The organism is Enterococcus raffinosus (genome assembly GCF_018917525.1).
GTDB classification, from domain to species: Bacteria; Bacillota; Bacilli; order Lactobacillales; family Enterococcaceae; genus Enterococcus_A; species Enterococcus_A raffinosus_A.
In genome coordinates this window covers 224,131-248,126 of the sequence record NZ_JAHLOS010000002.1, presented here as the reverse complement: position 1 = coordinate 248,126, position 23,996 = coordinate 224,131, and the positions used below count along the sequence as shown (strand labels likewise).

At 36.1% G+C, this 23,996-nt stretch carries 19 protein-coding genes and 2 CRISPR repeat arrays; of the genes, 17 read left to right on the top strand and 2 right to left on the bottom strand.

Annotation, left to right across the window (positions count from 1 at the left end):
• Nucleotides 1-428: 428 nt before the first annotated feature.
• Entirely contained in the window at nt 429-794 is a 366-nt protein-coding gene (locus tag KQI58_RS02875) for a MerR family transcriptional regulator (RefSeq protein ID WP_216406291.1), read from the bottom strand.
• A 95-nt stretch (nt 795-889) separates the two neighbouring features.
• On the opposite strand from KQI58_RS02875, the gene KQI58_RS02870 reads away from it, so the two are divergent.
• From KQI58_RS02870 to KQI58_RS02860, 3 genes are all read left to right on the top strand, one after another.
• Entirely contained in the window at nt 890-1,276 is a 387-nt protein-coding gene (locus KQI58_RS02870) for a carboxymuconolactone decarboxylase family protein (protein ID WP_216406289.1), read from the top strand.
• A gap of 102 nt (nt 1,277-1,378) precedes the next feature.
• Nucleotides 1,379-2,146, top strand: coding sequence for an SDR family NAD(P)-dependent oxidoreductase (locus KQI58_RS02865; RefSeq protein WP_216406287.1), 768 nt, complete (start codon nt 1,379-1,381; stop codon nt 2,144-2,146).
• Between the two features lie 160 nt (nt 2,147-2,306).
• Nucleotides 2,307-3,383 carry a zinc ribbon domain-containing protein gene (locus KQI58_RS02860; RefSeq protein ID WP_216406285.1) on the top strand — a complete coding sequence of 359 codons (1,077 nt, stop codon included), beginning with the start codon at nt 2,307-2,309 and terminating at the stop codon, nt 3,381-3,383.
• A gap of 76 nt (nt 3,384-3,459) precedes the next feature.
• Here KQI58_RS02860 and KQI58_RS02855 read toward each other — a convergent pair whose 3' ends face one another.
• A complete protein-coding gene (locus KQI58_RS02855; protein ID WP_216406283.1) occupies nt 3,460-4,461 on the bottom strand; it encodes a thermonuclease family protein in 1,002 nt (333 codons plus the stop codon).
• Between the two features lie 459 nt (nt 4,462-4,920).
• On the opposite strand from KQI58_RS02855, the gene KQI58_RS02850 reads away from it, so the two are divergent.
• The 14 genes from KQI58_RS02850 (at nt 4,921) to KQI58_RS02785 (ending at nt 23,989) form a co-directional block, all read left to right on the top strand.
• On the top strand, nt 4,921-5,340 hold the full coding sequence (locus KQI58_RS02850) for a MarR family winged helix-turn-helix transcriptional regulator (RefSeq protein ID WP_216406281.1): 420 nt from the start codon (nt 4,921-4,923) through the stop codon (nt 5,338-5,340).
• An 80-nt stretch (nt 5,341-5,420) separates the two neighbouring features.
• Nucleotides 5,421-6,797: an MATE family efflux transporter gene (locus KQI58_RS02845; protein WP_216406279.1), complete on the top strand. Its 1,377-nt coding sequence runs from the start codon at nt 5,421-5,423 to the stop codon at nt 6,795-6,797.
• Nucleotides 6,798-7,012: 215 nt separating this feature from the next.
• Nucleotides 7,013-8,077: a glycosyltransferase gene (locus KQI58_RS02840; RefSeq protein WP_216406277.1), complete on the top strand. Its 1,065-nt coding sequence runs from the start codon at nt 7,013-7,015 to the stop codon at nt 8,075-8,077.
• A gap of 287 nt (nt 8,078-8,364) precedes the next feature.
• Nucleotides 8,365-9,300: a CRISPR direct-repeat array (repeat unit 29 nt; unit sequence ATCTAAATCTAAAACAGTGGAATGTAAAT).
• A 192-nt stretch (nt 9,301-9,492) separates the two neighbouring features.
• Nucleotides 9,493-10,626: a Fic family protein gene (locus KQI58_RS02835; RefSeq protein WP_137438859.1), complete on the top strand. Its 1,134-nt coding sequence runs from the start codon at nt 9,493-9,495 to the stop codon at nt 10,624-10,626.
• A gap of 803 nt (nt 10,627-11,429) precedes the next feature.
• Nucleotides 11,430-11,603 (top strand): hypothetical protein, encoded by a 174-nt coding sequence (locus KQI58_RS02830; RefSeq protein ID WP_216406275.1) that lies wholly within the window; start codon nt 11,430-11,432, stop codon nt 11,601-11,603.
• Nucleotides 11,604-11,631: 28 nt separating this feature from the next.
• Nucleotides 11,632-12,393: a CRISPR-associated endoribonuclease Cas6 gene (gene cas6, locus KQI58_RS02825; protein WP_216406273.1), complete on the top strand. Its 762-nt coding sequence runs from the start codon at nt 11,632-11,634 to the stop codon at nt 12,391-12,393.
• Nucleotides 12,386-14,086 carry a type I-B CRISPR-associated protein Cas8b1/Cst1 gene (gene cas8a1, locus KQI58_RS02820; RefSeq protein WP_216406271.1) on the top strand — a complete coding sequence of 567 codons (1,701 nt, stop codon included), beginning with the start codon at nt 12,386-12,388 and terminating at the stop codon, nt 14,084-14,086. The genes cas6 and cas8a1 overlap by 8 nt, the downstream gene beginning before the upstream one ends.
• Nucleotides 14,079-14,966, top strand: coding sequence for a type I-B CRISPR-associated protein Cas7/Cst2/DevR (gene cas7i, locus KQI58_RS02815; protein WP_216406269.1), 888 nt, complete (start codon nt 14,079-14,081; stop codon nt 14,964-14,966). Before cas8a1 ends, cas7i begins: the two co-directional genes overlap by 8 nt.
• The gene (cas5, locus tag KQI58_RS02810) at nt 14,953-15,705 is read left to right on the top strand and encodes a CRISPR-associated protein Cas5 (protein WP_216406267.1); all 753 of its coding nucleotides are present in this window, start codon (nt 14,953-14,955) and stop codon (nt 15,703-15,705) included. Before cas7i ends, cas5 begins: the two co-directional genes overlap by 14 nt.
• Before the next feature lie 8 nt (nt 15,706-15,713).
• Complete coding sequence (gene cas3, locus KQI58_RS02805) at nt 15,714-17,999, top strand: CRISPR-associated helicase Cas3' (RefSeq protein WP_216406265.1); 2,286 nt, start codon at nt 15,714-15,716, stop codon at nt 17,997-17,999.
• A 9-nt stretch (nt 18,000-18,008) separates the two neighbouring features.
• Nucleotides 18,009-18,497, top strand: a complete 489-nt coding sequence (gene cas4 / locus KQI58_RS02800) for a CRISPR-associated protein Cas4 (protein ID WP_216406263.1) — start codon at nt 18,009-18,011, stop codon at nt 18,495-18,497.
• Nucleotides 18,498-18,500: 3 nt separating this feature from the next.
• A complete protein-coding gene (gene cas1b, locus KQI58_RS02795; protein WP_367397908.1) occupies nt 18,501-19,499 on the top strand; it encodes a type I-B CRISPR-associated endonuclease Cas1b in 999 nt (332 codons plus the stop codon).
• 6 nt (nt 19,500-19,505) lie between these two features.
• Nucleotides 19,506-19,787 (top strand): CRISPR-associated endonuclease Cas2, encoded by a 282-nt coding sequence (gene cas2 / locus KQI58_RS02790; protein ID WP_137438868.1) that lies wholly within the window; start codon nt 19,506-19,508, stop codon nt 19,785-19,787.
• 186 nt (nt 19,788-19,973) lie between these two features.
• Nucleotides 19,974-23,319: direct repeats of the CRISPR family, unit length 31 nt; unit sequence GGTCTAAATCTAAAAATAGTGGAATGTAAAT.
• Nucleotides 23,320-23,509: 190 nt separating this feature from the next.
• Nucleotides 23,510-23,989: a DUF3841 domain-containing protein gene (locus KQI58_RS02785; RefSeq protein ID WP_253295741.1), complete on the top strand. Its 480-nt coding sequence runs from the start codon at nt 23,510-23,512 to the stop codon at nt 23,987-23,989.
• Nucleotides 23,990-23,996 lie beyond the last annotated feature (7 nt).

The following is a 23,996-nucleotide window of genomic DNA, read 5'->3' as shown; positions in this document are numbered from 1 at the left end:
TTAACGATTGTTTCGATGAAATCACTTTTCATTCTCCTTGCTTAATACGGAAGTTCTTATGTTTCGGAAGATAGTATGGATCATATGTAATCATTTAAAAAATAAAATTTGTAAAAAAAAGACTGGGAATTTCTTCCCAATCTTTTAAGTAAAGGTTCTATTTTCTTTTTAAACGTGACAAGAATCGCATTCCTGGTCGAAGTAAGATCCGGCATATACGAATGGGTTACGAGTTCCCAGTCTTCAATTGCACGACTATGAATCAAATCATCTAGATGACCTGAATTCCATGTACTAGCACTCTTTTTATCATTCTATGCTGAGTAAAAGAGGAGAAACGCAAGCAGAAATGATTGTTTCGTAAATTGTGTAAAGTATTAGACCGAAGCCCTTCTTCTAGTTATTTAGAAACTATATTTTTTAATTGATTATTGGTCTCTGTCACTAAGCATTTTTTTATACGTCGCTTGCTTCGTTTCTAAAAATACTAGATGTTCATCGATTTTTCGTCTTTCTGACAATAGTCGATTTCTTTGAGTCGCTAAAAGCTTTATGCGTTTTTCAATCGTCTGGTCTCCTTGACTACGCAACTCGGAATATTTTTGGATCGATTCCAGTGGCATACCGGTTTGCTTTAATCGGTGAATGAAACGTAACCATTCAATATCGGCTTCGCTATACTCACGATAACCGTTTTTATTCTTTGCAGGAGCACTGATTCCTAGCTCTTCATAATACCGCAGGGTAGGGATACTAAAACCAGTTATTTTGGCGACCTCACTAATTTTGTACATCGAACTTCTCCTTCGTCGTAGTAATTAAAAAAAATTTGCTGTAAAGCCTACTTGATAGTTTATAGTACTTTACCATAAAGGAGGCAGGAACTGCTATGAGTGATAAAAGATTGGAACAAGGAATTAAAAATTTGCAGGAGATTGATGGGGAAGCTGGAGAACGAGTGATTGAGAGTCTCGAAACGATTGCACCAAATGTCGGGCGCTATATTTTAGAATTTGCCTTTGGAGATATCTATAATAGTGACACCTTATCCTTTCGTGAACGGGAAATTGTCACGATCACTAGTTTATTGACCCAAGGGGATACTAAAAATCAATTAATGGTTCATATTAATGGGTCGTTGAATGTTGGGATTACAGAAGAAGAGATTATTGAGATTTTTACCCATTGCATCCCTTATGTGGGGTTTCCACGAGTACTCAATGCAATCACAAGCGCCAAGGAGGTTTTTGAGTCTAGAAATCGCAATTTAGCATGATTGTGACGATCATTTTTTCACAAACTATTGACATTCCCCTATCAACTTAGGTACCGTTAGAATTGTAATAGTGAATGCGTTATCAAAAAGGAGGAATAGGTTATGTTTGATTTAAGTGGAAAAGTAGCTGTGGTAACTGGCGCCAGCAGCGGATTAGGTCGCGATGCAGCAATTGCGTATGCCGAAGCTGGAGCAGATGTGGTTTTATTAGCTAGACGTTTGGAACGTTTAGAGGAATTAGCAGAAGAGATTAAGAAGATGGGTCGCGATGTTTTAGCGATCAAAATGGATGTGACAGATGAAGGAAACGTCAAAGCGGGCATTCAGCAAGCCTATGATCATTTTGGACATCTAGACATTCTGCTGAATAATGCAGGGATCGCGGTGCATGGCGGCGTAGATTCCTTAACCGTAGAGGCCTTCGATAAATCAATGGACGTGAATGTCAAAGGAATCTTTTTAGTTAGCAAATATGTTGTTCAGCACATGATCGAAAATAAATATGGCAAGATTGTTAACGTAGCGTCAATCAACGCAGTGATGGCGGACAAAGCCGATATTTTCATTCGCCACTCATACAATGCCAGTAAAGCAGCAGTCGTTGGCTTAACCAAAGGAATGGCTGCTAGCTACGGAAAACATAACATTACCACCAATGCAGTTGGACCAGGGCTGTTCGAATCAGAAATGACGGAAGATACTTTATTCAAATCGGATGATTTCTTGACCATGTACAATACGATGAACCCGATGAGTCGTCCGGGAAGACGCGGAGAATTGAATGGAACCATTCTTTATTTCTCAAGTGAAGCATCCAGTTATACCAACGGACAGTTCATTATTGTTGACGGCGGAACATCCATCGTTTAAATCAATTAATGAGGCACTTTCTCAAAAAGGGGAAAGTGCTTTTTTATTGTTTGATGCAGTGTTTTAGCAAGATAGAGCCTCTTTCGTCACTATTTTTGCTACAATTAACAGGTACATACATAATTGAGTGGTTGATTAGGAAGAAATAGGGAGGATATCCATGAAAAATTGCTCCAATTGCGATCATGAAAATCTGGACGATGCACGCTTTTGCGAAGAATGCGGACAGCCTTTTACGGTAGATATAACTGAAAAAAGCATCCAAGACGTTCACTTTTGTTCAAATTGTGGAGAAGCAATCCAAGCGAAGGAAGTCTTTTGCTCCAATTGCGGACGACAGCTAAAATTAATCAATAGCCCAACGACTAAAGTGAGAAAAGAGCTATCAAGGAAACAAAAAATTGGGCTCCTCAGCCTGCTTGCTGTAGTGGTGTTGCTCATAAGCGGGCTTTTATTTGGTCGTTATTATTATAGCTATCCGCAGCAGTTGGATCGCTTAGCCCAAACCTTCAAAACACAAGACCCAAAGAAAATCTCAGAGGTCGTTATTTCAGAAGATCCTAATTCTAAAGTCTCCGCAGCGGAGTTGAAAAAATTTATCACCTATTATCAGGAGGACAATCATAAAGCCGATTTTGCTGATTTTCTGATCGATTTGAAAAATGATCCGGGCCAATTAGCGGATTTTTCGCTTCATCAAAGAGGACGGTACTTCGGGATATTCCCACGCTATCAATTAGTGATTCAGCCTGTTTATTTGACTGTTATAGCAGATCAGGCAAATATCCAGCTATCACTCGATGATAAGAAACTGGCGACATCAAAAAGCAGTAACGATCAGACAACTTGGGGTCCTCTCACACCAGGCAGCTATCAAGTTACAGGGAAATCAGGTGGTGAGCAGTCTTCAGCTACCCAAAGGCTGATCCGCTATCATAATCCTGATTTTGAGACAGATAGTCATGTTACTGTCAGCCTTCATAAGATTTCTTTCAAAGTTACCTCAGATAGAGAGGGTGCAAAAGTTTTATTAAATGATCAAGCCATCGCGACGATCAACAATGGTCAAGCGGAGATAAAGGATGTGGTCTGGCATCAGGGGATGACGGTTCAGTTAAGCTTTAAGGACAACAAGGCTGATTTGAAAAGTGAAACCTATCAAATTGCTGCTGGTAAATATTTAGCGGCAGAATATGATGCGAATCGTCATGAATCAGAAATTCAGCTAGATTTTTAATCAGACATGATGAAGCAGTGTAAATGAATAATACAGGAAAGAGGAGAGCCAAATACTAGGCTCTCCTCTTCTTGAATCAATAGCATTTGGCGCAGGCTGTTAACCCGCGAGCTTGAGCTTCTTCCAAAGTAGCAGGCGAGTAGGTACCATTGCCGCATTTATGAGTGTGGTATTTACTGCCGGTGGGAGTAACGTAAACCGTTTGTCCTTGAGCAGGTTCCGCGGCCTGCTGCGCTTGGAGCTCTTGCTGAACACGAGCAGCTTCCTCGGCTTGAGCTTGCGCCGCTGCTTCTTGAGCGATGCGCTGTTCTTCAGCCTTTTTCGCTGCCGCTGCTTCGTCGGCGATTCGTTTTTCTTCGGCTTTTTTAGCAGCTTCCGCTTGTTCCGCTGCGCGTTTTTCCTCGGCTTCTTTTGCTGCTTGCTCTTTTCTTTGCTGTTCTTCTTCCGCAGCTTTAGCTTCTAGTTCCTCTTCAAGTGCTTTTATATGAGTAGTCACAGCCGCCTGATTGTATCCTTTGTCAGCCTGTGCGTAATTTTCGATACTCCAAATATTCTGTTTTCGTTCTTTGGCCTGTTGCTCCGCTTTTTTGATCTTGTCTTGATATTTTGTGTTTTTACTTTTAGTACTGCGAACCATTCCCAAGCCTTCACTGGCAAGGGTTTCTTGTACGAGCTTGCCATCTGCCCAAACATAAACCAGTTCTCTTTTTTTACTATCACGCTTCTTGCCTTTGTCATACTCGATTTGGATTTTTTTCGCATTTTTAAGTAATTCTTTTGTCCGATTTTTGGCTTCTTTTGCGTAAGGGCTTTCCTTTTTTAGGTCAGGTGTGTCAATCAGTAAATATTTAGCCGTCACGTTTTTACCATTTTTTAATTTGAAGCGTGTTGTATCACCATCAATATATTTTTTGACTTTGACCGTGACTTTTTTGTTGGCGACTCGTTTGATCTTTGTCTTTTCCTCAGTTTTTGTTTTCGCAGCCTCTACTTGATATTGTGGTGTCGGCGTAGAAAATAGAAAACTAAATAATAGTGCAAAAGTAACCCCCAACTTAACCCCAATTTGCTTTTTCATTTGTTATCCTCCCTTTGTTAATTGTTTGAAAATAAATATTTATTGATATGTGTGCACTTAAATAATACTATATTTCTTTACGAAATTGTTATAAAAACGAAAAATAAACTTTAACGTTGAGTTTTCAGATAGGGAGATAAAGATATGCAGATATTATAGGAAACAAATAACTAAATTAGTTATTTAAGACAACGAGATAAATCTCTCAATCTTCAATAGTCCAAGAGCTGTCACTTTTCTGTCGTCTATCTATATGCCCTTGCTCTGCGGAGAGGACAATTTAAAGGTCTTTTCATTTTATAAAATGGGCTCTTATTTCTTGAAAAGAGAGGTTGATGGGTTATTGTTAGGTATCTAATTATTAGGGGTTGAATTTTTTTAGTTGACATTCTTTTTTGAGGCGTGTATATTCTTTTCGAACAGTTAGATATCTAATTATTTTGCAAAGGAGGAATTCTTTTGGATAAAATGGTCGTCTCAAATTTAATGCGATCGATCATGAATAAATCGCGTGAATCGATGGAACAGCGTGTTAAAGAGATGGACGTCAGTCCGCAGCAAGGACGAATGATCTCCTATATCGCGCAAAACGAAGACAAGGGGCTAATTCAAAAAGACTTGGCAGAAGCGTTTCAACGCCGCGGGGCTAGCATCACGAGTATGCTTCAAGGGTTAGAGAAAAAAGGCTATATCGAACGACGAATTCCAGCAAACAACGAACGGCAAAAAAATATTTTTGTATTACCTAAAGGCAAAGCGTTGGTTGAAGAAACAAATGAAGCCTTTTATGCTGCCGAGAAAGAATTAGTTCACGCTTTGAGTGAAGAAGAAATCCAACAACTGACACAGCTGTTAAGAAAAATCGATCGCAGCCTCTAATCAACAAGCAGCTTTGGCCTGCTTGTAGCAAAATAGTTAGATATCTAACATTTAAAAATCTAATAGAAGAAGGAATTACCATGGAAGAATTTGAAGTGAATGAATCAAATATTTACTACTTAAAAGAAAGCCCAATTCGCAAAGCCATTGCCCATCTATCGATACCAATGATGGTGGGAATCTCAGCGACAACGATCTACAATTTGATCAATGCGTACTTTATTGGTTTAATCCACGATACGAATATGATGTCTGCAATTACCTTAGCGATGCCTATTACGATCATTTTGATGGCTGTAGGAAACATGTTTGGAGTCGGTGGCGGCAGTTTTATCACACGGCTGCTCGGCAGCGGGGATACCCAAAAAGGGAAGAAAGTTGCTGGCTATTCTTTCTACGCAAGTATCATTCTAGGAATAATCATCGGTATTGTGGCGATTATTTTTATGAATCCCTTTGTTCATTTGCTGGGTGCGGATGGTCAAACAATGCTTTATACCAAACAATATGCAACGATTTTATTTGCTGGTGGTGGAGCGTTTATCCTGAACTTTGCCTTAGAACAAATGGTTCGTTCAGAAGGGGCTTCAAAAGAATCAATGTATGGGATGTTCATTAGTGTCGCGGTTAGTATCATGCTAGATGCTTTGTTGATTTTAGTCTTTAACCTGCATGTGATCGGTGCTGGGATCTCGATCGTGATCGCAAACCTTGCCTCTACAACTTATTATGTATGGTTTTTGGAGAATAAAAGTGAATCATTAAAGGGGTTCTTAAAGCATTTTAAACTCTCTTTGAAGGATCAATTAGAAGTCTATAAAATCGGCGTTTCTGAATTGTTTAAATCGGCATTTATGATTGTCACAACTTTATTATTGAATAATTTTTCCGTTGAATATGGGGACAATGTCGTTGCCAGCTTTGGTATCGCTGTTCGAATCACTCAATTGCCAGAATTTTTGACAATGGGCTTATTCCTAGGAGCAATGCCACTATTCGCCTACAGTTTTTCTGCCCATAATACGAAACGTTTAAAAGAATCGTTGAAGGAAGTTTCATTATGGATCGGAGGAATCTCCATTTTCTTTGTACTGATTGTTTACCTATTCCGGGTACCGGTATTGGGGTTATTTACTAGCGACCCACGTGTGATCCAAGTCGGATTAACCATCTTGGCTGCGCAATTGGTTTCCTCAGTATTTAATGGCTTTTCTGGTCTGTTTACCGGCATCTTCCAGGCCTCTGGCTATGGATTTCAGACAGGTGTGATGTCAACGATCCAAGGTACCTTTTTTATTCCAGTTGTTTTGCTATTGCATCACTTCTACGGATTGGATGGTTTGATCTGGTCAATGACAATTACAGAAGGTATCGCCTTTGTTGCTGGTGTGGTTATGATCATCCCTTATTTGAATAAATTAAGTAAAAATGAGCTGCCAGCTTTTCAAAAGCAATAATAAGATGAACAAAAGAAATACCTCGATATTTTGAGGTATTTTTTTTGTGAGCAAAAAACCTTGGTATTACTGAGAAGTATTCTTGTAATTGTCATTTTTGTTATTAATAATTAAAAAGTAGGGTTGTATAAGGAAGTAATTAAGCTGTCATTACGGTATTATTTAAAAATAAAGATTATTTAATAATACGCTTTTTTGTTAGGGAGGAAAAACAGATGTCAACACAACCATGGGCACTATCTCAGCTACAACTTTTTGTAACAAAACGGGAAAGATTAGAAAAAGCAATAATGAAAGCGTACACGGATTCGCAGGATGCGGATACGGTCATTCAATATATTGTTGCTGTTCTTGTACGAAATGCATTGTGTATTTCTGATTTTTCACTGATTTGTCAGGAGCTCGTCAGAGAGATCCTGCTATTTGCTGAGCCCACGGATGTGTTGCGTAAGTTTGCCCCGCTGTTTCGAGAATTCTTTGATAGTGGAAAAGAATGGGAGCAGGTGACTAGGCGTTTATATAAAAAGACAAAAGAATATCATCGCTACAATAATCGTGTGAGTGATTGTAAGAAATATTTATTTGCAAAAACAACCTCCATCGAAGAATTAAATGGTCAACAATACAAACTTGTGTCGACCTTTGAGGATGCGATTGGCAAGATTCATACGTGGAGTCTGCGAGATGCCGATAAAAATGCTTCCGCGATGAAAATTGATGCCGTATTAGAGCTATTGAGCTCATTAACGATTTTTGAAAAAGAGGGTGTCCGTCGGTTTGTGAAGCTGGAAAACTCTGAAATTGACAATTGCACCCGCCATCTCAAAATTCGTAAGGGAGAGATTGTGGAGGAGTCTGCCCAAATTTCAGCGAGTCAGACTGAAGCAGCGAAACCTAGTTTTGATTTTAGTACGATGAGCGAAGAAGAAAGACTACAATTAGTAGAAATGTTACTACCTGAAGGCATCGTATTAGCTGATAAACGTAGTGAAGGACATAAAGAAAATCCTGACAATGAAGAGATAAGTCTACCCGAAAAGTCCATCGCCACGTCGCAAGAACCGGAGTCCACTAGCGGGGCAGTAACTTCTATAGTTGAGGAAACGCCTGAGCCTGCTGAGGAAAACAAGAAACCAAAGAATCCGCAATCAATCTACAAAAAGCCCAAAAGCAAGAAGCAAGTAGCGATAGAAGAAAAAAATGATTTAATGAAAAGGAAGAATAAAGGCCAAAGTAATCCAAAAAAATCAAAAGATCGTAAGCGTAGACGAAGAAAATAAGGCGATAAATTTTATTGGCTTAATCAAAAAAAGCGTGCTATTTTGCACCTTTATTTGTTATGGGCAAATAACTTTAGAGTTAATTTGAATAACTTCACATTGCCGGCAATCTGCCGACCGTTGAAAATCGGAAATTCTTGTAGTTACGACAGCAGTGACAAAGTGTTGAGATGACAAGGTTTTTGATTAAAATGATTGTTATGATTGCTTAGTAAAGAGTGTCTAAAGCAGAGATCGACAGAAATAGTTACTAAGTCCTAGTGGTAACAGGTATAATTTAACATGGGATCTAAATCTAAAATAGTGGAATGTAAATTGCGCTACCTCCGAATGTTCAATAATCTTTTTAGCATCTAAATCTAAAATAGTGGAATGTAAATATAAAATTGAAGCTTAACGTGCCAATAAACGCAAAAATCTAAATCTAAAATAGTGGAATGTAAATTACTATTTCATATGTGCACATAATTTCCCTCCTCTAATCTAAATCTAAAATAGTGGAATGTAAATTATCAAAAACATTGGAACAGATGCATTAAAAGGTTCATCTAAATCTAAAATAGTGGAATGTAAATACAGCAAAAGTGGTGAAGTTATGACAACAATCTATCATCTAAATCTAAAACAGTGGAATGTAAATCAGACTGAGCTAGACATTAATCTCGATCGGATCGCAATCTAAATCTAAAACAGTGGAATGTAAATGCACATGTCGCAGCAAAATGCTGACAAGATGCTGGATCTAAATCTAAAACAGTGGAATGTAAATACAGCAGAATCAGACATTTTTACTGCCTTTGCGATAATCTAAATCTAAAACAGTGGAATGTAAATGAGGACGGCGTAGGCCGTCAAAACGGCTTTCACGACGATCTAAATCTAAAACAGTGGAATGTAAATCACAAAAGTTATCTTGAACCGTTCTGCGGGTCTTGATCTAAATCTAAAACAGTGGAATGTAAATCCTGGATCCATTAAAAAATGGTGGGAAACTAACATATCTAAATCTAAAACAGTGGAATGTAAATGAATCAATCACGATGGATCAAAGTCCGTGGTGGTAGGATCTAAATCTAAAACAGTGGAATGTAAATCAAAAAGATTTGTTACTGGAAGGCTTCGCAGATAAATCTAAATCTAAAACAGTGGAATGTAAATCTGTTCATTAACGGGAATCTAAAAGGGGAATGTTTAATCTAAATCTAAAACAGTGGAATGTAAATCCGTTACTTGTCATCATGATTCCAAAAAGCGATTTATCTAAATCTAAAACATTGGATTAAAGTACTGTGAACCCTCTCCTTCTATTACTTATTTAATGAAAATCAAAACATGTATACAAAACCTATTTGATCATTAATGTTGATTTTGATCAAATAGGATGAGATGATAGAGTATCATTAAGGAGGGATAGTATGAGTGCGATTAAAGGATTAGAGCTATTACCACCAAAGGTTACAGTTGTTCAGGCGTTGCAATTATATAAAAAAGTAGCAATAATAAAATCATCCATTGGAAAATTGAATTCTGAGTTAGGGCATTCAATGGTGAACTCTCAGTTAATTCAAATGCTTACTCTTAAAGAATCTGTGCAATCAACTAGGATAGAAGGAACACAAGTGACTTTTGCAGATATGATTGAAGATGCAACGAAAAAGAATAAGAGTAATGAAGTGGTAGAAGTTGATAACTACATGGAGGCACTTTCTGAGGGGATTGAGTTGATCCAATCAGGGGTTCCTATATCTTCAAGATTAATTAAACAACTGCATAAAGTTTTAATGGGAAAAAATACTCGCGGGACAACTTCTTCATCTGGAGAATATCGTTCTATTCAAAATTTTCTCGGTCCGACAAATAGTATAGAAGACGCCGTTTATATCCCGATAGGTGCTAATGAAATCGGAGACTACATGACAAATCTTGAGTATTTCATCAATACGGAAAAGCATCAGTCTTTTGAAAAACAAATTGATCCTGATATTGAAGTTCTGCTAGACGAAACTTCAGATCCATTAATTAAAACAGCGATTATGCACGCGCAATTTGAATCCATTCATCCTTTTTTAGATGGAAATGGTCGAATGGGGCGGATTCTTATCGTGTTAAGCACGATGCAAGATGGTTTGATTGATAAACCGGTCTTTTTTGTTAGTGAAGAATTAGAGAAAGAACGTTTGAGGTACTATAACCTGTTGAATGGCGTACGAGGTAAGAATCCAGATTGGTTTTCTTGGATCGAATTTTTCTTAGATGCTTGTCAAAGAATGGCTACTAGTTTGTTGAACAGATTGGAGAGTATTAATGAGCTTGCGACCAGCGGAGCGAAAAGGATCAATAGCGATAGAAATGTAATCAATCAGATATGGGTAATGACCTTTTTAAAACCTTATTTGACAGTTAGCGAAGTTGCTAAACATTTGGATATAGCTGTCTCTACTGCTAGAAGGGATTTAAATACGTTAGTCGAGCTTAAACTGATCGATGTTGACAACAGTAAAAGAAAAAATAAAGTCTATGTAAATTATGATTTGCTACGGCTTTTATAAAAAAATGCTCGTCATATAATTTTTATGCGCTTCTTTGTTGAAAGAAGCGTATTTTTTATGAACTGCATGCAATAAATAGATAAAACTAAAAAAATCGCCTTTACTCGTCTTAAGTAAAAACAATTTCTTTTATCCAATATTTTAGATTTATTTTGAACCCACATGGAAACATTAACATTTACATTCCATTTTTTTAAATTGAAAGATATTGAATTGTTACTATTATTCTATTATGCAGCAAATTACAAAAAAATCAATATATTGTTTGCTTTGAAACACAAATAGAACCATTAACTGGGGCTTTTTATTGATATATAATCAAAAATGATATATCATATCAGAGTAAATGTTTTTAGCGATTATTTATCGAACTGAAATATTATAAAAAAGGATGTTAAATTGATGCTAATAAATCAAAATCTATGGTTATGGATTTTTAAATTTCTCGTATTTTTGGGAGCAGTTGGATACATACACCTTTTTATAAAGAGGATTAGGAAAAGGAACAAGTATTTTAAAGGAATTATATTTGTTCGCAAAGCGGGGAGCTTTGGTTACGGTTTAAAGGTGAAGAAGAGGTTCTAAAAACTATAACCAATAAAAAGAGAGTTATTGATGAAGAATCTAATAACGTAATTGATGAAGAATCTAATAACGTAAATGAGCGACTAGAGACAGGCCAAGCTAATATTCATATTGAAAAAACGAGTGGGTTTGTCCAAGTTACAACTGGAAATGGTATATCAAAACAACTCATAGAGGGTAATTCCTTTTCGAATAAGCTGGAACAGTATAGGAGTTTAATGATAGGTAGTGGAATTTTAGAAGAAGATATTGATACACTTATTTTGCATGCAAAAGATGAGGATGTTAAAAATTCCTTTTTAGCAAAATATGGAATGGAGCTAGCCAAAATTATGGTAAATGTGGCTGGAACCACAATTAGTTTGATATCATTATTAAAGAATAGTATTTAATAATCTAAAAAAGGGGGAAGCAAAAAAGATGCGTTTCAAAATCAATTTGGAAGTTCATTCATCAAATGAAGAAATCGAAATACCAATCAAATATCAATCAATCTTTTTATCATTATTAAAACGCGGGTTAGAAAATGCTGCACCTGAAGTATACAAAGAACTATATGAAAAGAACAAAGAAAAATTATTTTCGCAAGCAATAATTTTCAAAGGTGCCAAATTTGAAAAGGAGAAAATAATTCTTAAAACACCGTCGATTACTTATTTATTCTCAACACCTAAAGCCGATTTAGCGATGGCTGTGTATAATGCTTTTATTTATTTGAAGAAAATGAAAGCGATGTCTTTTATTGAGGATTCGACGATAAAAGTTAAATCAGTTTCGTCAATCTATCAAGAGACAATCACTGAGAAGCAAGTTGTTTTTCAAGCGGTATCTCCTATTTTAGCGAGAGATCATAATCGTGAAACTAGGAAAGACTGGTTTTTAGATTTTAATGATGAGAAATATGAAGTCGTCTTGAAACAAAATTTAATCAATCGTTTGGTTCCTGAGATGGGACGAGGAGTCCAGTACGATATCGAGAACTTAAAAATGAAACCTTTAAATATGAAAAAGACCGTAACGAAGGCCTACGAGAAATTTTATCAAGGAGCCATTGGGACGATTGAGTTAACCGGAGAACCGTATCTATTAAATGTGATTCGCGATGTTGGTTTGGGTGCTAAGACCGGATTGTATTTTGGTTATTTGAATCAGGTAAAACAGGGTGGTGATAGAAATGGATAGCGTAGAGAAAGATGATATTTTAGAATTTCGCTTGAATTCTTGGATGGAAAATGCAGCGATTTGTGGATTGGTCAATATTCTAGGAGAAGAGAAAGTAACGGTTAAGGAACAAAGTGTAGCGATACCAGTAGAAGAATTACGAAATTTTGAAGAAGCTTATTTTACCTATTTTGCGAAACAGTACGAGAAGTTATCTTCATTGACGAAAGTGTTGGCTTATGAAGACGAGATGACTCGTCATCAACGAGAAGATTTTACCCATTTCGATCAAAAAGCGTATGAACGGTTGCATAAGTATCTTGCTGTCTTAAATCAATATGCTGAAAAGGGTGGTAGTTATCTTGCAGTGTATCCACTGATTGATTCCCCAATAGATATCCTATCATTACTTGGACAAGTAAAAAATGCGAAGAAAGAAAAAATAAATTTTGCTCAAAATAGTGATCAAGCAATCAAACAGGTAAGAACTATCTATGATTTATTGACGGATGTTTTTGGTTACTTTCACAGAGAAGATGTCCAGCGATATTTATCAGCAAAAATCCAGATTTATAATGTCATCAACAATGGATATGGAAATGTATCGTTTTTGAATCGACAAGAAAGCAAAGGGAATTTTTTCGAGAAGTACCATGATTATTTTGTAGAATCAATGTTTAACTACTTAGAAGAAAATCATGAAAAAGACAAATTAACTTGTACCAATTGTGGGTATCCGATAAAAAAGGGAGAAATTTCGTACAGTTTTATAAATCAAGCGGGATATGACGCAAATAAAAAACAAAGCAACGCCTGGTCATTTACGAATGATCTATTTATGTGTCCGGTGTGTCGATTACTATATACGTGTATTCCTGCTGGTTTTACGTATGTGTATAAACAAGGATTATTCGTGAATGACAATCACTCAGTACGAACATTACTTAATGTAAACAAAGGAATTCGTTTGAATGTATTGAGTTTGAACAAAAATGAAGTGAAAGCGATCGATACTTATGCTGCATTGATCCGTACTTTACAAGATTCGATGAATCGGCAACATCATCGTGAATTGCAGGATATTCAAGTTGTCCGTTACGAAAATGAGCGCTATTACTTCAATCTTTTACCAAAGCATGTATTAAGAACGATTGACCAATCAAAGGATCAATTACCAGAACTATTCAATTCAGGATTTATTTTGAATGGTGAGTATAAGAGTCTCTATCAAGAAGTCATTACTCTATTGATGAATAATACCAATTTATTTTTGCTGATTTATCAAGTTTTGAGATTGAAAAATTACGATGACAGAATAAGAATAAGTAGTTTTGACATAATGAGAATAAATAAAATCAATTTAAAATTTTTAAAGGAGCTAAGGAAGATGGATGAAGAACTAAAATTGGACGAAAAAGATTTAGAAAACATCAAGGCTGCAGGATACAATTTAAAAAAAGAGTATTATGATTCTGCGAATAAAAATAAAGCTAAATCTGTAAGTGGACGTTTATTAGAGGCTTTACGCATAGGAAACAAAGATACTTTCATGAATGTTCTATTGAACAGTTACCTATATTTTAACAAACCAGTACCTAATTTTTTTCTTAAGGCTCATTTAAGCGATTCATTGTTTCAAATAATTGGAACAAGTTTTGTTACAGGTATGATTGGGGAAATCAAAGATTCTAAAGGAGGAAATGACAATGAGTAAAGGGTTAACGATGACAATGATTTTTCTAGCAGAGAGTGCGAACTATGGAGAATCTTTAGGGAATGTGGCGACATTGAAAAAAATTACACGAGGCAAAGGTGAACAATATACGTACATCTCTCGTCAAGCGATTCGTTACAATATTGTAGAGCAGTTAGACGAGCCTTTAGCGTCATTGAGTGCAGAAGGCAGTGGCACAAAACAAGTGATTCAGTTTGATCAACATGCGACGATTGATAAATATCCAGAGGTCGATTTATTTGGCTATATGAAAACGGCAAAAGGCGATAATGCATTGACGCGCTCTGCGAAAGTTCGTTTGTCTAACGCTGTATCGCTTGAAACATATAAAGGTGATACCGATTTTCTAACAAACATGGGCTTAGCTAAGCGCTTGAGAGAAAATGGGAATGAAAAAGCAATGAACTCGATCGCGCAATCAGAAATTCATCGCTCTTTCTATCGTTATACGGTGACAGTTGATTTGGATGAAATTGGGATTGATCGCAATGTGGATATAAAATTATCCAATGAAGAAAAAAGTCGCCGTGTTCAAAAATTATTGGATACGATCCAGTATTTATATCGAGATATTCGTGGTCGACGTGAAAATTTACAGCCGCTATTTATTGTTGGTGGTGTCTATGAGCGGAAAAATCCGCTATTTGAAAATGTAGTAGACGTGAAACAGAATAAAGTAGACGTTGAGAAAATTGAAGGCGTTCTTACTGATGCGCTTCGGCAAGATACGTTTGTGGGTGTGGTGAAGGATGCTTTTGAGAATACCGCAGAAATTCAAGAAGTGCTGCAAGGACAAAAAATCCCGCAAGTTTTTGAAAACTTGAAACAGAAAGTAGCGGATTACTATGAAGGGGATTAAGCTAACCGTTCATCAAGACATGGTTAATTATCGTCGTCCGACAAGTTTTCAATTAAGAGAGACCTATCCTTTGCCGCCGCTATCGACCGTTATTGGGATGGTGCATAATTTATGCGGTTATCAGCAATATGAACCGATGGATGTTAGTATTCAAGGTAATTATTTCTCAAAAACGAATGACTTGTTCACTAGGTATGAGTTTAAGAATGGAATGAAATTCGAAAAGGCTCGTCACCAGCTGAAGGTGAACGAATTTGGTGTCAGTCGAGGAATCGGCTACACAGAATTGTTGGTAGATGTACATTTGATTTTGCATATCGTGCCAGATAACCAAGAAAAGGTCGAGGAAATCTATCAGTTTCTAAAATATCCAGCAGAGTTCCCTTCTTTAGGTCGTCGGGAAGATTTGGCGAATTTTGAGAAGGTTTCGATTGTGGAGATTAACGAGCAAAAACTAAAAAAAGATAAGAAAATTCGCGATCAATGGCATGCCTATATTCCAATAGAAATAATTGAGGATGAATCAATCTCTATTGAAGCTGAAGGGACTGGGTTATCAGGGACACGTTTTACTTTGCCTAAAGTTTATGAGCTCTATAATTTTGGAACAAAAAACAAGCCAAAATTCAAACGAAACTGGGTTGAGCAAAAAGAAGTCCTTTATTCGAGTGTATTTGTTTTTCCGAAAAGAGTGAATGTTTTGATGGATGAAGAGGAAGACATTGTATTTTTAATGTAGGTGATAATATGGAAGATCAATTTTGGGCGAAGTCAACAGAAGAAACGATTGTTGAACACACTAAAAAATTGTTAGAAAGATATACTCAATTGCGAAAAATTTATCCAGAGATCCCAGTAAATTGGGATCTTCTTCGTATTGCCTGTCAGTATCATGATCTTGGAAAAATGAATAAGTTGTTTCAAGAAAAAATACGCGAAGGTGCCATGAAGAAAGATGGAGAGATCCCACATGGATTATTAAGTATTACTCTTTTACCATTTGAGCAATTAGAAGAACGATACGAACGTAAAGAAATAAAAGCATTAACTTATGCTATCGCTTTACATCATGAACGGAATCTTTCTGAAATTGAAGAAGAACAATATGAGAGCGAAGCGGAAGCATTAATGGTACTCATTGAGGAGTTTCCTTTTGATGAATTAGATTTGCCCAAACCAGATGAGATTGAAGTACCTTCAGTTATTTACTATAAGCTTCGACACAAAATTAGTAGTCAGGACGATTGTTTTCGAGAAAGCGTGATGTTAAAAGGTTTACTAAATCGAATCGATTACGCTGCCAGTGGAGACTATCAAATCGAATATCCAGCAAAATTTCTAAATAAAAATATGCCAAAAGTTCGAGAATCATGGCGGAAAAAGCATTCTGATCCAACGATTGATTGGAATGAGATGCAAAAATATGTTCAAGTACATCAAGACGAGAATCTAGTGATTATCGGGCAGACTGGTTTGGGTAAGACAGAAGCTGGACTGCTGTGGGTCGGTGACAAAAAGGGATTCTTTACCTTGCCATTGCGCACGGCGATCAATGCTATTTATGAACGGATTCGAGAAGATATCACAGATAATACGGGAGGTAAGTATAAAGAGCAAGTCGGAATTTTGCACTCTGACAGTTTGGCGGTTTTGTTAGCTGAGCAAGAAGAGAATAAGGAAATAGAACTGGATCAGTTGGAAGGCTACCTCACTGAAACGCGCGGCTGGTCGTTACCACTGACTGTTACGACATTGGATCAAACATTCGATTTTGTTTATCATTATGCAGGATTTGAACAAAAGTTGGCGACATTCGCTTATTCCAAGGTAGTGATCGATGAGATTCAAATGTATTCACCAGATTTATTGGCTTATTTGATTAAAGGGCTGAAAGAGATTCAAGATTTTGGCGGGAAATTTCTTGTGATGACTGCTACCTTGCCACCGTACTTACTGGACCTTTTTGAAAAAAGGAAACTGGCTTGGAAAAGTAATGATAAACCATTTTTGAATCATCAATTACTAGAACGCCATCATCTGCAAATTTTGGAAGAAGGAATCTCCGCTGAGGCAGTTTCTGACCTTTATGAATCAGGGAAATTATTAGTAATTTGTAATACAGTCCGCAAAGCGAAAGAAATTTATGAAGAATTGTCGGATTTGATAGTTGATGTACCGATTCATTTGATTCATAGCCAATTTATTCGTAAAGATCGCAAAGCGAAGGAAGAGGCTATTCAAGATTTTACGGGTTCAGAAGAAGAGGGCATTTGGGTAGCAACACAAGTAGTAGAGGCATCTTTAGATATTGATTTTGATTTGTTGATTACAGAATTATCCGAATTAAATGGACTCTTTCAAAGAATGGGGCGTTGTTATCGGAAACGACCGTTACCAAACCGCGAGCACCCGAACGTCTATGTATTTGATGGCGGTGATCAGGTGACAAGTGGAATTAGCTCCAGTGAACAAGCAGTCATTCATTATCAGATATTTGAGTTGTCCAAGTTGGCGTTACGGAATAAAGGCTCTGGTATTTATAACGAATTAGACAAAATGAATATGATTGAACAAACGTATACGACAGAAAATATGAAGAAAACAGCCTATTACGAAAGAATAGACACGATGTTGAATTGGTTGTCGGCGATCGAGGATGACGGGAAGAGTGCAGCTGAAGTACGGAAGCTTTTCCGAAATATCCAAAGTCGAAATATCATTCCAGAGAATGTTTATGATGATAATAAAAATAAAATAAATGAGTACATGGAGATTCTATCTTTATCTTCTAAGGAGATAGTAAGTAAGAAAGATAAGGAAAATCCAAGTATATACAAGCAGAAAATCAAATCAAAGTTAGAAGATTATATGATGTCGATTCCAGAGTGGTTGTTTAGGAATTGTCTTAAAGAAAATCAAGTCCGCTGTAAGCAAATCGGTCGTTACGATCAAGTCTTTTTTGTTAAAGGAATTTATCAAAGCGAGATTGGGTTCCAAGTGTTGAAGGGTGAAAAAGAAGACAACGTTTGGTAGGTGATAGTAATGAAGATTACCGGAAATATGATCAATTACTATTTTGTGTGCGAAAGAAAATTGTGGTTATCCGCTCATGGACTGCAATATGAAGAAGAAAATGAGAATGTTCAACTGGGAAAATTATTGGATACTGGTACTTACAAAGATAAACGCAAACAAATCATGCTTGATGGAACGATCAATATTGATTTTCTTGAAGATTGGAAAGTCCTGCATGAAGTCAAAAAATCACGAGCCATTGAACCTGCTGCAGTCTGGCAATTGAGGTATTACTTGTATTATTTGCAAAAGAAAGGTGTCTCTGTTGAAAAAGGCTATATCGATTATCCGAAGCTCAGAGAACGCATAGAAGTTACTTTGGATGGAGAGGAAACTAAAGAATTGGAGGGAATTATTGAATCAATTGAAGCAATAATCACTCAGGAGGATTCACCAAAAGTCGAAAAGAAGAAGATTTGTACAAAATGCGCGTATTATGACTATTGTTTTATCTAGGAGGTGGAGAAAATCGAAAGCTACTACTTATATTCCAGCGGAACATTAAGTCGCAAGGATAATGTTATTCGTATGGAGACAGCAGATGGTCGAAAAAAAGATTTAAAAATTGAGATGACACGAGACATCTATTTATTTGGTGAAGTGACGACCAATACGAAATGTTTAAACTATCTTTCTGAAATGAAAATACCTGTGCATTTTTTTAACTACTACGGATATTACACTGGAACGTTTTATCCTCGAGAGAAGAACGTGTCTGGGAAGCTCCTTGTTCAGCAAGTATATCATTCTGCGGAAGAAGAAAAGCGCATCATTTTAGCGAGAAAGTTTGTTGACGGTGCAACGGCGAACTGTTTACGCAATTTACAGTATTATCGTCGTAGAGGAAAAGAAGTCGAAAGACAAATAACGGAGATTGAGGCTGTCAGGAAAAGAATCCCTCGCACAAATGAAGTTGAGGAACTGATGGGGTTAGAAGGAAATATACATCAAATCTACTATAGTGCTTGGGAAACGATCTTCAATGATGAAATCGAATTTAAACAAAGGGTACGACGCCCACCAGACAATATGGTGAACACGTTGATTTCCTATTTGAATATGTTGACTTATAGTGCGTGTTTATCAGAAATCTATGTTAGTCAACTCAACCCAACAATCAGCTATCTTCATAGTAATTCTGAACGAAGATTTTCTCTATCTTTGGACATTGCTGAGATTTTTAAGCCATTAATTGTTGATCGATTGATTTTCTCTTTGATCAATAAAAAGATTATTACTGAAAAAGATTTTGAAAATGGATCGAATGGAAATTATTTAAAACAGACAGGTCAACAAAAAGTCCTCCGTCAGTTTGATGAACGTTTGAATAAAACGATTCGTCATCGAGAGCTTAAAAGAAATGTTTCCTATCGAAAATTAATGCGTTTAGAGTGTTACAAATTGATTAAACATTTGATGAGTGATAAAGAGTATGAACCTTTTAAAATTTGGTGGTGAAAAATAGTGTATGTCATTCTTGTGTACGATATTTCTTTAGAAGAAAAAGGCGCACGCGTATTGAATCGCGTGTTTAAAATCTGTAAAAAGTATTTAAGTCATGTGCAAAAATCTGTTTTTGAAGGTGAAATCACACCTGCAAAGTTAAAAAAGTTAGAACAAGAGTTAAAAGAATATGTCCGTGAAGACCTAGATTCAATCTTGATTTTCAAAAATTCCAATAAAAAATGGTTGAAGAAAGAATACATTGGCATTGATGGTACGGAATTAGTTTCGAATTTCTTTTAGATTTCAAATCTGTCGATGTGAGATGCCCTAAAAATCCCCTAGTTACGACAGATAATAAAAAATACGAGAAACTAAAGGTTATTTCTGGTATTCAATGTTATTTAAGTCTGAAAAGGAAAGCGAATTTTCGAGATCGACAGAAACGGGTTCAAAAAGCCTGTTGTTTCAATGTATACTAATCACGAAGGTCTAAATCTAAAAATAGTGGAATGTAAATTTGGTTGACATAGGAACTTTGATACTTCCCTTTTGAGGTCTAAATCTAAAAATAGTGGAATGTAAATTATCAAGGGTTGCATGGATTTATTGAAGGCTTGGGCGGTCTAAATCTAAAAATAGTGGAATGTAAATTAAGAAACATCATAAATATAGTTTCCTGATTTACGGTCTAAATCTAAAAATAGTGGAATGTAAATAGCAATCCCGTCGCTCGCTATCGGTGTTGGCCACAAGTCTAAATCTAAAAATAGTGGAATGTAAATTTAGTATCTCAGAAACTAGCGAAAGATTTTAATGAGGTCTAAATCTAAAAATAGTGGAATGTAAATTTATTAATTCATGTTGATGGGCCGACAGCAGTAAAGGTCTAAATCTAAAAATAGTGGAATGTAAATTCTGTTAAACGTTGCTCAAATTCAAGACAATCGTAGGTCTAAATCTAAAAATAGTGGAATGTAAATGGTATTGCGCTCATGGTGGCTGCAGAAGGCTGATTGGGTCTAAATCTAAAAATAGTGGAATGTAAATATTTGCTGGGGTCGGTCAAAGTTCTACGTTTCGAGGTCTAAATCTAAAAATAGTGGAATGTAAATTTGATATTATTTGAATTAGTAGTAACTGTTGTATTGGTCTAAATCTAAAAATAGTGGAATGTAAATGCAACTGTTGTTGAATCGAAAGTAACCTGCATTGTTGGTCTAAATCTAAAAATAGTGGAATGTAAATGAAGAAAAACCGGACGTGTACGCAGCGTTCATGGGGGTCTAAATCTAAAAATAGTGGAATGTAAATTCGAAAAAATTCTAGGAGAAGAGTTTCAGAGGATTAGGTCTAAATCTAAAAATAGTGGAATGTAAATGTATGACGATCAAAGACATGAAGGAGTTTGCTAAGACGTCTAAATCTAAAAATAGTGGAATGTAAATTATGGAGAAGCTGAAAATAGTTGGCTTGGTGGTATGGTCTAAATCTAAAAATAGTGGAATGTAAATGGTAAACGAGATCGTATCATCACTGTCAGCAAGAGAGGTCTAAATCTAAAAATAGTGGAATGTAAATGCAGAACATGGATATGTACGACAACTTAAAATCGGGGTCTAAATCTAAAAATAGTGGAATGTAAATGGCGGAAAAAGCGCGTATGAAATTGCAGTAGAGAACGGTCTAAATCTAAAAATAGTGGAATGTAAATCAAGGTGTTCAAGGTCCGAAAGGTGACGTTGGTCCAGTCTAAATCTAAAAATAGTGGAATGTAAATAGTTGGGGCTATCACGTAAAGAAAGGAAGTTAGAGGGTCTAAATCTAAAAATAGTGGAATGTAAATACAGCAACGTGATGGGCTTATGAGTTCGATCTCTGGTCTAAATCTAAAAATAGTGGAATGTAAATACGGCCAAAGCTGGAAGTACAAACGTTGTTGTTTGGGTCTAAATCTAAAAATAGTGGAATGTAAATGTCATTAGACTTAATGAAGCATCTAGAATCATCTGGGTCTAAATCTAAAAATAGTGGAATGTAAATCACGCTACTTAATTGGAGTGAAGGCTTTTTTCTGTGGGTCTAAATCTAAAAATAGTGGAATGTAAATCTTTTCTTGAAAGGGGGTGAAGACATGAAGGAAGTGGGTCTAAATCTAAAAATAGTGGAATGTAAATAAATAAGGAAGAAAATCGCTTCCCTATTTTTCCAATGGTCTAAATCTAAAAATAGTGGAATGTAAATTTTGGTAATGTTGCTTGTTCAAATCATCAGACGTGGGTCTAAATCTAAAAATAGTGGAATGTAAATACAAGAAAAGCAACTCAAGCAGACTTTGATAGTTTTGGTCTAAATCTAAAAATAGTGGAATGTAAATGAAGTAGGCTTAGTAATATCAAAGCCTATCGACTCGGTCTAAATCTAAAAATAGTGGAATGTAAATTTACAAAGGGTCAACGTCTGTCGAAGGTAAAATGATGTCTAAATCTAAAAATAGTGGAATGTAAATACGACAAACGATAGCAACATGGGGAATGATTTCCGTGGTCTAAATCTAAAAATAGTGGAATGTAAATATATACTCAGTCCTTTCTCCCTAACGGGATCTCATAGGTCTAAATCTAAAAATAGTGGAATGTAAATCATAAAAAATACACCCCTTAATCATTTGATACAAGGGTCTAAATCTAAAAATAGTGGAATGTAAATGAAGTATCCGGTAAATCAATATTCAATTTGATCTCGGTCTAAATCTAAAAATAGTGGAATGTAAATTCGTTAACAGAATTCCACACATCCGTCTTCACTTGCGGTCTAAATCTAAAAATAGTGGAATGTAAATCTCTATAGGGTTGGAGATATTTTCGAATTTGATGGAGTCTAAATCTAAAAATAGTGGAATGTAAATATGTTTGATAATCAGTTTCGTTTGATCGAAGGAGTAGTCTAAATCTAAAAATAGTGGAATGTAAATGCAGGAAGCCAAAGGAAAAAGCCGCGTTTGAACTGCGGTCTAAATCTAAAAATAGTGGAATGTAAATGAAGGTAAGATTTACTCTACTGCGGTTGACAATATCGGTCTAAATCTAAAAATAGTGGAATGTAAATGTTTGATGGCTCGGCTTATCCGCTCGTTCCGCCTAAGTCTAAATCTAAAAATAGTGGAATGTAAATTCCTTTGTAAAGTTTGTACATGTTGGCCAGTTTGCCGGTCTAAATCTAAAAATAGTGGAATGTAAATGACAGATGTCAATACTCTAACAGGTAGAGTATCTGTGGTCTAAATCTAAAAATAGTGGAATGTAAATTGCGGTTGAGCTTTTAAATAATGCGTTTGGGCTGGAGGTCTAAATCTAAAAATAGTGGAATGTAAATAAAGCAGCTGAAGGAAGGACACTTCGTTAAAGCTTTGTCTAAATCTAAAAATAGGGGAATGTAAATCGCAGCAGTACAAGCCGACGACGAAAAACGGCAGCGTCTAAATCTAAAAATAGTGGAATGTAAATTGTTTTCAGCTCCTTTTTTAGTCTATATCTAGCGATGTCTAAATCTAAAAATAGTGGAATGTAAATGCCAGCAGAAGTGAGCAACAAGAACAACGATTCTTTGTCTAAATCTAAAAATAGTGGAATGTAAATGAAAAACCGTGGTAATTTTTGTCAGGTAACGGAGGAGTCTAAATCTAAAAATAGTGGAATGTAAATGTAATCCGTTAGTACATAGACAGCATCAACTATAAGTCTAAATCTAAAAATAGTGGAATGTAAATTGGGCTTACGTGTATTACACGAAAACCGACGACAGCGTCTAAATCTAAAAATAGTGGAATGTAAATTGCTTCATATTTGCTGAATGCAAGATGATCAGCATTGTCTAAATCTAAAACAGTGGAATGTAAATGGGAACTTCGCCATCACTTTTTCGGCAACATCTACAGTCTAAATCTAAAAATACTGGAGTATTAATTGCATCGAGTAAGCTTTAAAGATTATCGGAGCTAATCTGAATACTGCGAGGAAGAAAACATGAAAGTATACACGGTTCAACAAAGAGATTTTTTATCATATTCTGACTCACAGGGATTTATTTTACCTCAAAGAGATCCAGAAAATTCTATTTTTACAGATGACGAAGAAGGAGCCAATTGTTTGTGGGCTCTAGAATGGATGAAAGGACAATTTGAAAAACGTATGATTATTCCTTTAGATCGCGATCTGATTTGGGTATGGCCGGATATTCAGGCGTATCTATATGACAGAAATAATCTTGATTTTTCACGGTATGCATTGTTTACCTTTGAAATTCCTGCGAGCTCCTATAAAAAAGATATTTTATGGTCGGATTTCTTTAGATGGCATGAAGTTCTGAATCGTTTGTGGGAAGGGAAAAAAGACGAAAGCGAAAGATATGAAGAAATTTTCCAGTTAAAGAAACACGAACAAGCTGGAAGAGTACAAGGAATCACAACACGATTGCATAAGGACTGGATCAAGCGAATAACCTAGGAGGCAT

What these genes read in the sequence shown, in the direction of transcription:
- KQI58_RS02865 (WP_216406287.1), top strand. Translation starts at nt 1,379, where the DNA reads ATGTTTGATTTAAGTGGAAAAGTAGCTGTGGTAACTGGCGCCAGCAGC.
- cas6 (WP_216406273.1), top strand. Translation starts at nt 11,632, where the DNA reads ATGCGTTTCAAAATCAATTTGGAAGTTCATTCATCAAATGAAGAAATC.
- KQI58_RS02835 (WP_137438859.1), top strand. Translation starts at nt 9,493, where the DNA reads ATGAGTGCGATTAAAGGATTAGAGCTATTACCACCAAAGGTTACAGTT.
- cas3 (WP_216406265.1), top strand. Translation starts at nt 15,714, where the DNA reads ATGGAAGATCAATTTTGGGCGAAGTCAACAGAAGAAACGATTGTTGAA.
- KQI58_RS02845 (WP_216406279.1), top strand. Translation starts at nt 5,421, where the DNA reads ATGGAAGAATTTGAAGTGAATGAATCAAATATTTACTACTTAAAAGAA.
- cas8a1 (WP_216406271.1), top strand. Translation starts at nt 12,386, where the DNA reads ATGGATAGCGTAGAGAAAGATGATATTTTAGAATTTCGCTTGAATTCT.
- KQI58_RS02840 (WP_216406277.1), top strand. Translation starts at nt 7,013, where the DNA reads ATGTCAACACAACCATGGGCACTATCTCAGCTACAACTTTTTGTAACA.
- cas5 (WP_216406267.1), top strand. Translation starts at nt 14,953, where the DNA reads ATGAAGGGGATTAAGCTAACCGTTCATCAAGACATGGTTAATTATCGT.
- KQI58_RS02875 (WP_216406291.1), bottom strand. Translation starts at nt 794, where the DNA reads ATGTACAAAATTAGTGAGGTCGCCAAAATAACTGGTTTTAGTATCCCT.
- cas4 (WP_216406263.1), top strand. Translation starts at nt 18,009, where the DNA reads ATGAAGATTACCGGAAATATGATCAATTACTATTTTGTGTGCGAAAGA.
- KQI58_RS02785 (WP_253295741.1), top strand. Translation starts at nt 23,510, where the DNA reads ATGAAAGTATACACGGTTCAACAAAGAGATTTTTTATCATATTCTGAC.
- KQI58_RS02870 (WP_216406289.1), top strand. Translation starts at nt 890, where the DNA reads ATGAGTGATAAAAGATTGGAACAAGGAATTAAAAATTTGCAGGAGATT.
- KQI58_RS02830 (WP_216406275.1), top strand. Translation starts at nt 11,430, where the DNA reads ATGATAGGTAGTGGAATTTTAGAAGAAGATATTGATACACTTATTTTG.
- KQI58_RS02860 (WP_216406285.1), top strand. Translation starts at nt 2,307, where the DNA reads ATGAAAAATTGCTCCAATTGCGATCATGAAAATCTGGACGATGCACGC.
- KQI58_RS02855 (WP_216406283.1), bottom strand. Translation starts at nt 4,461, where the DNA reads ATGAAAAAGCAAATTGGGGTTAAGTTGGGGGTTACTTTTGCACTATTA.
- cas7i (WP_216406269.1), top strand. Translation starts at nt 14,079, where the DNA reads ATGAGTAAAGGGTTAACGATGACAATGATTTTTCTAGCAGAGAGTGCG.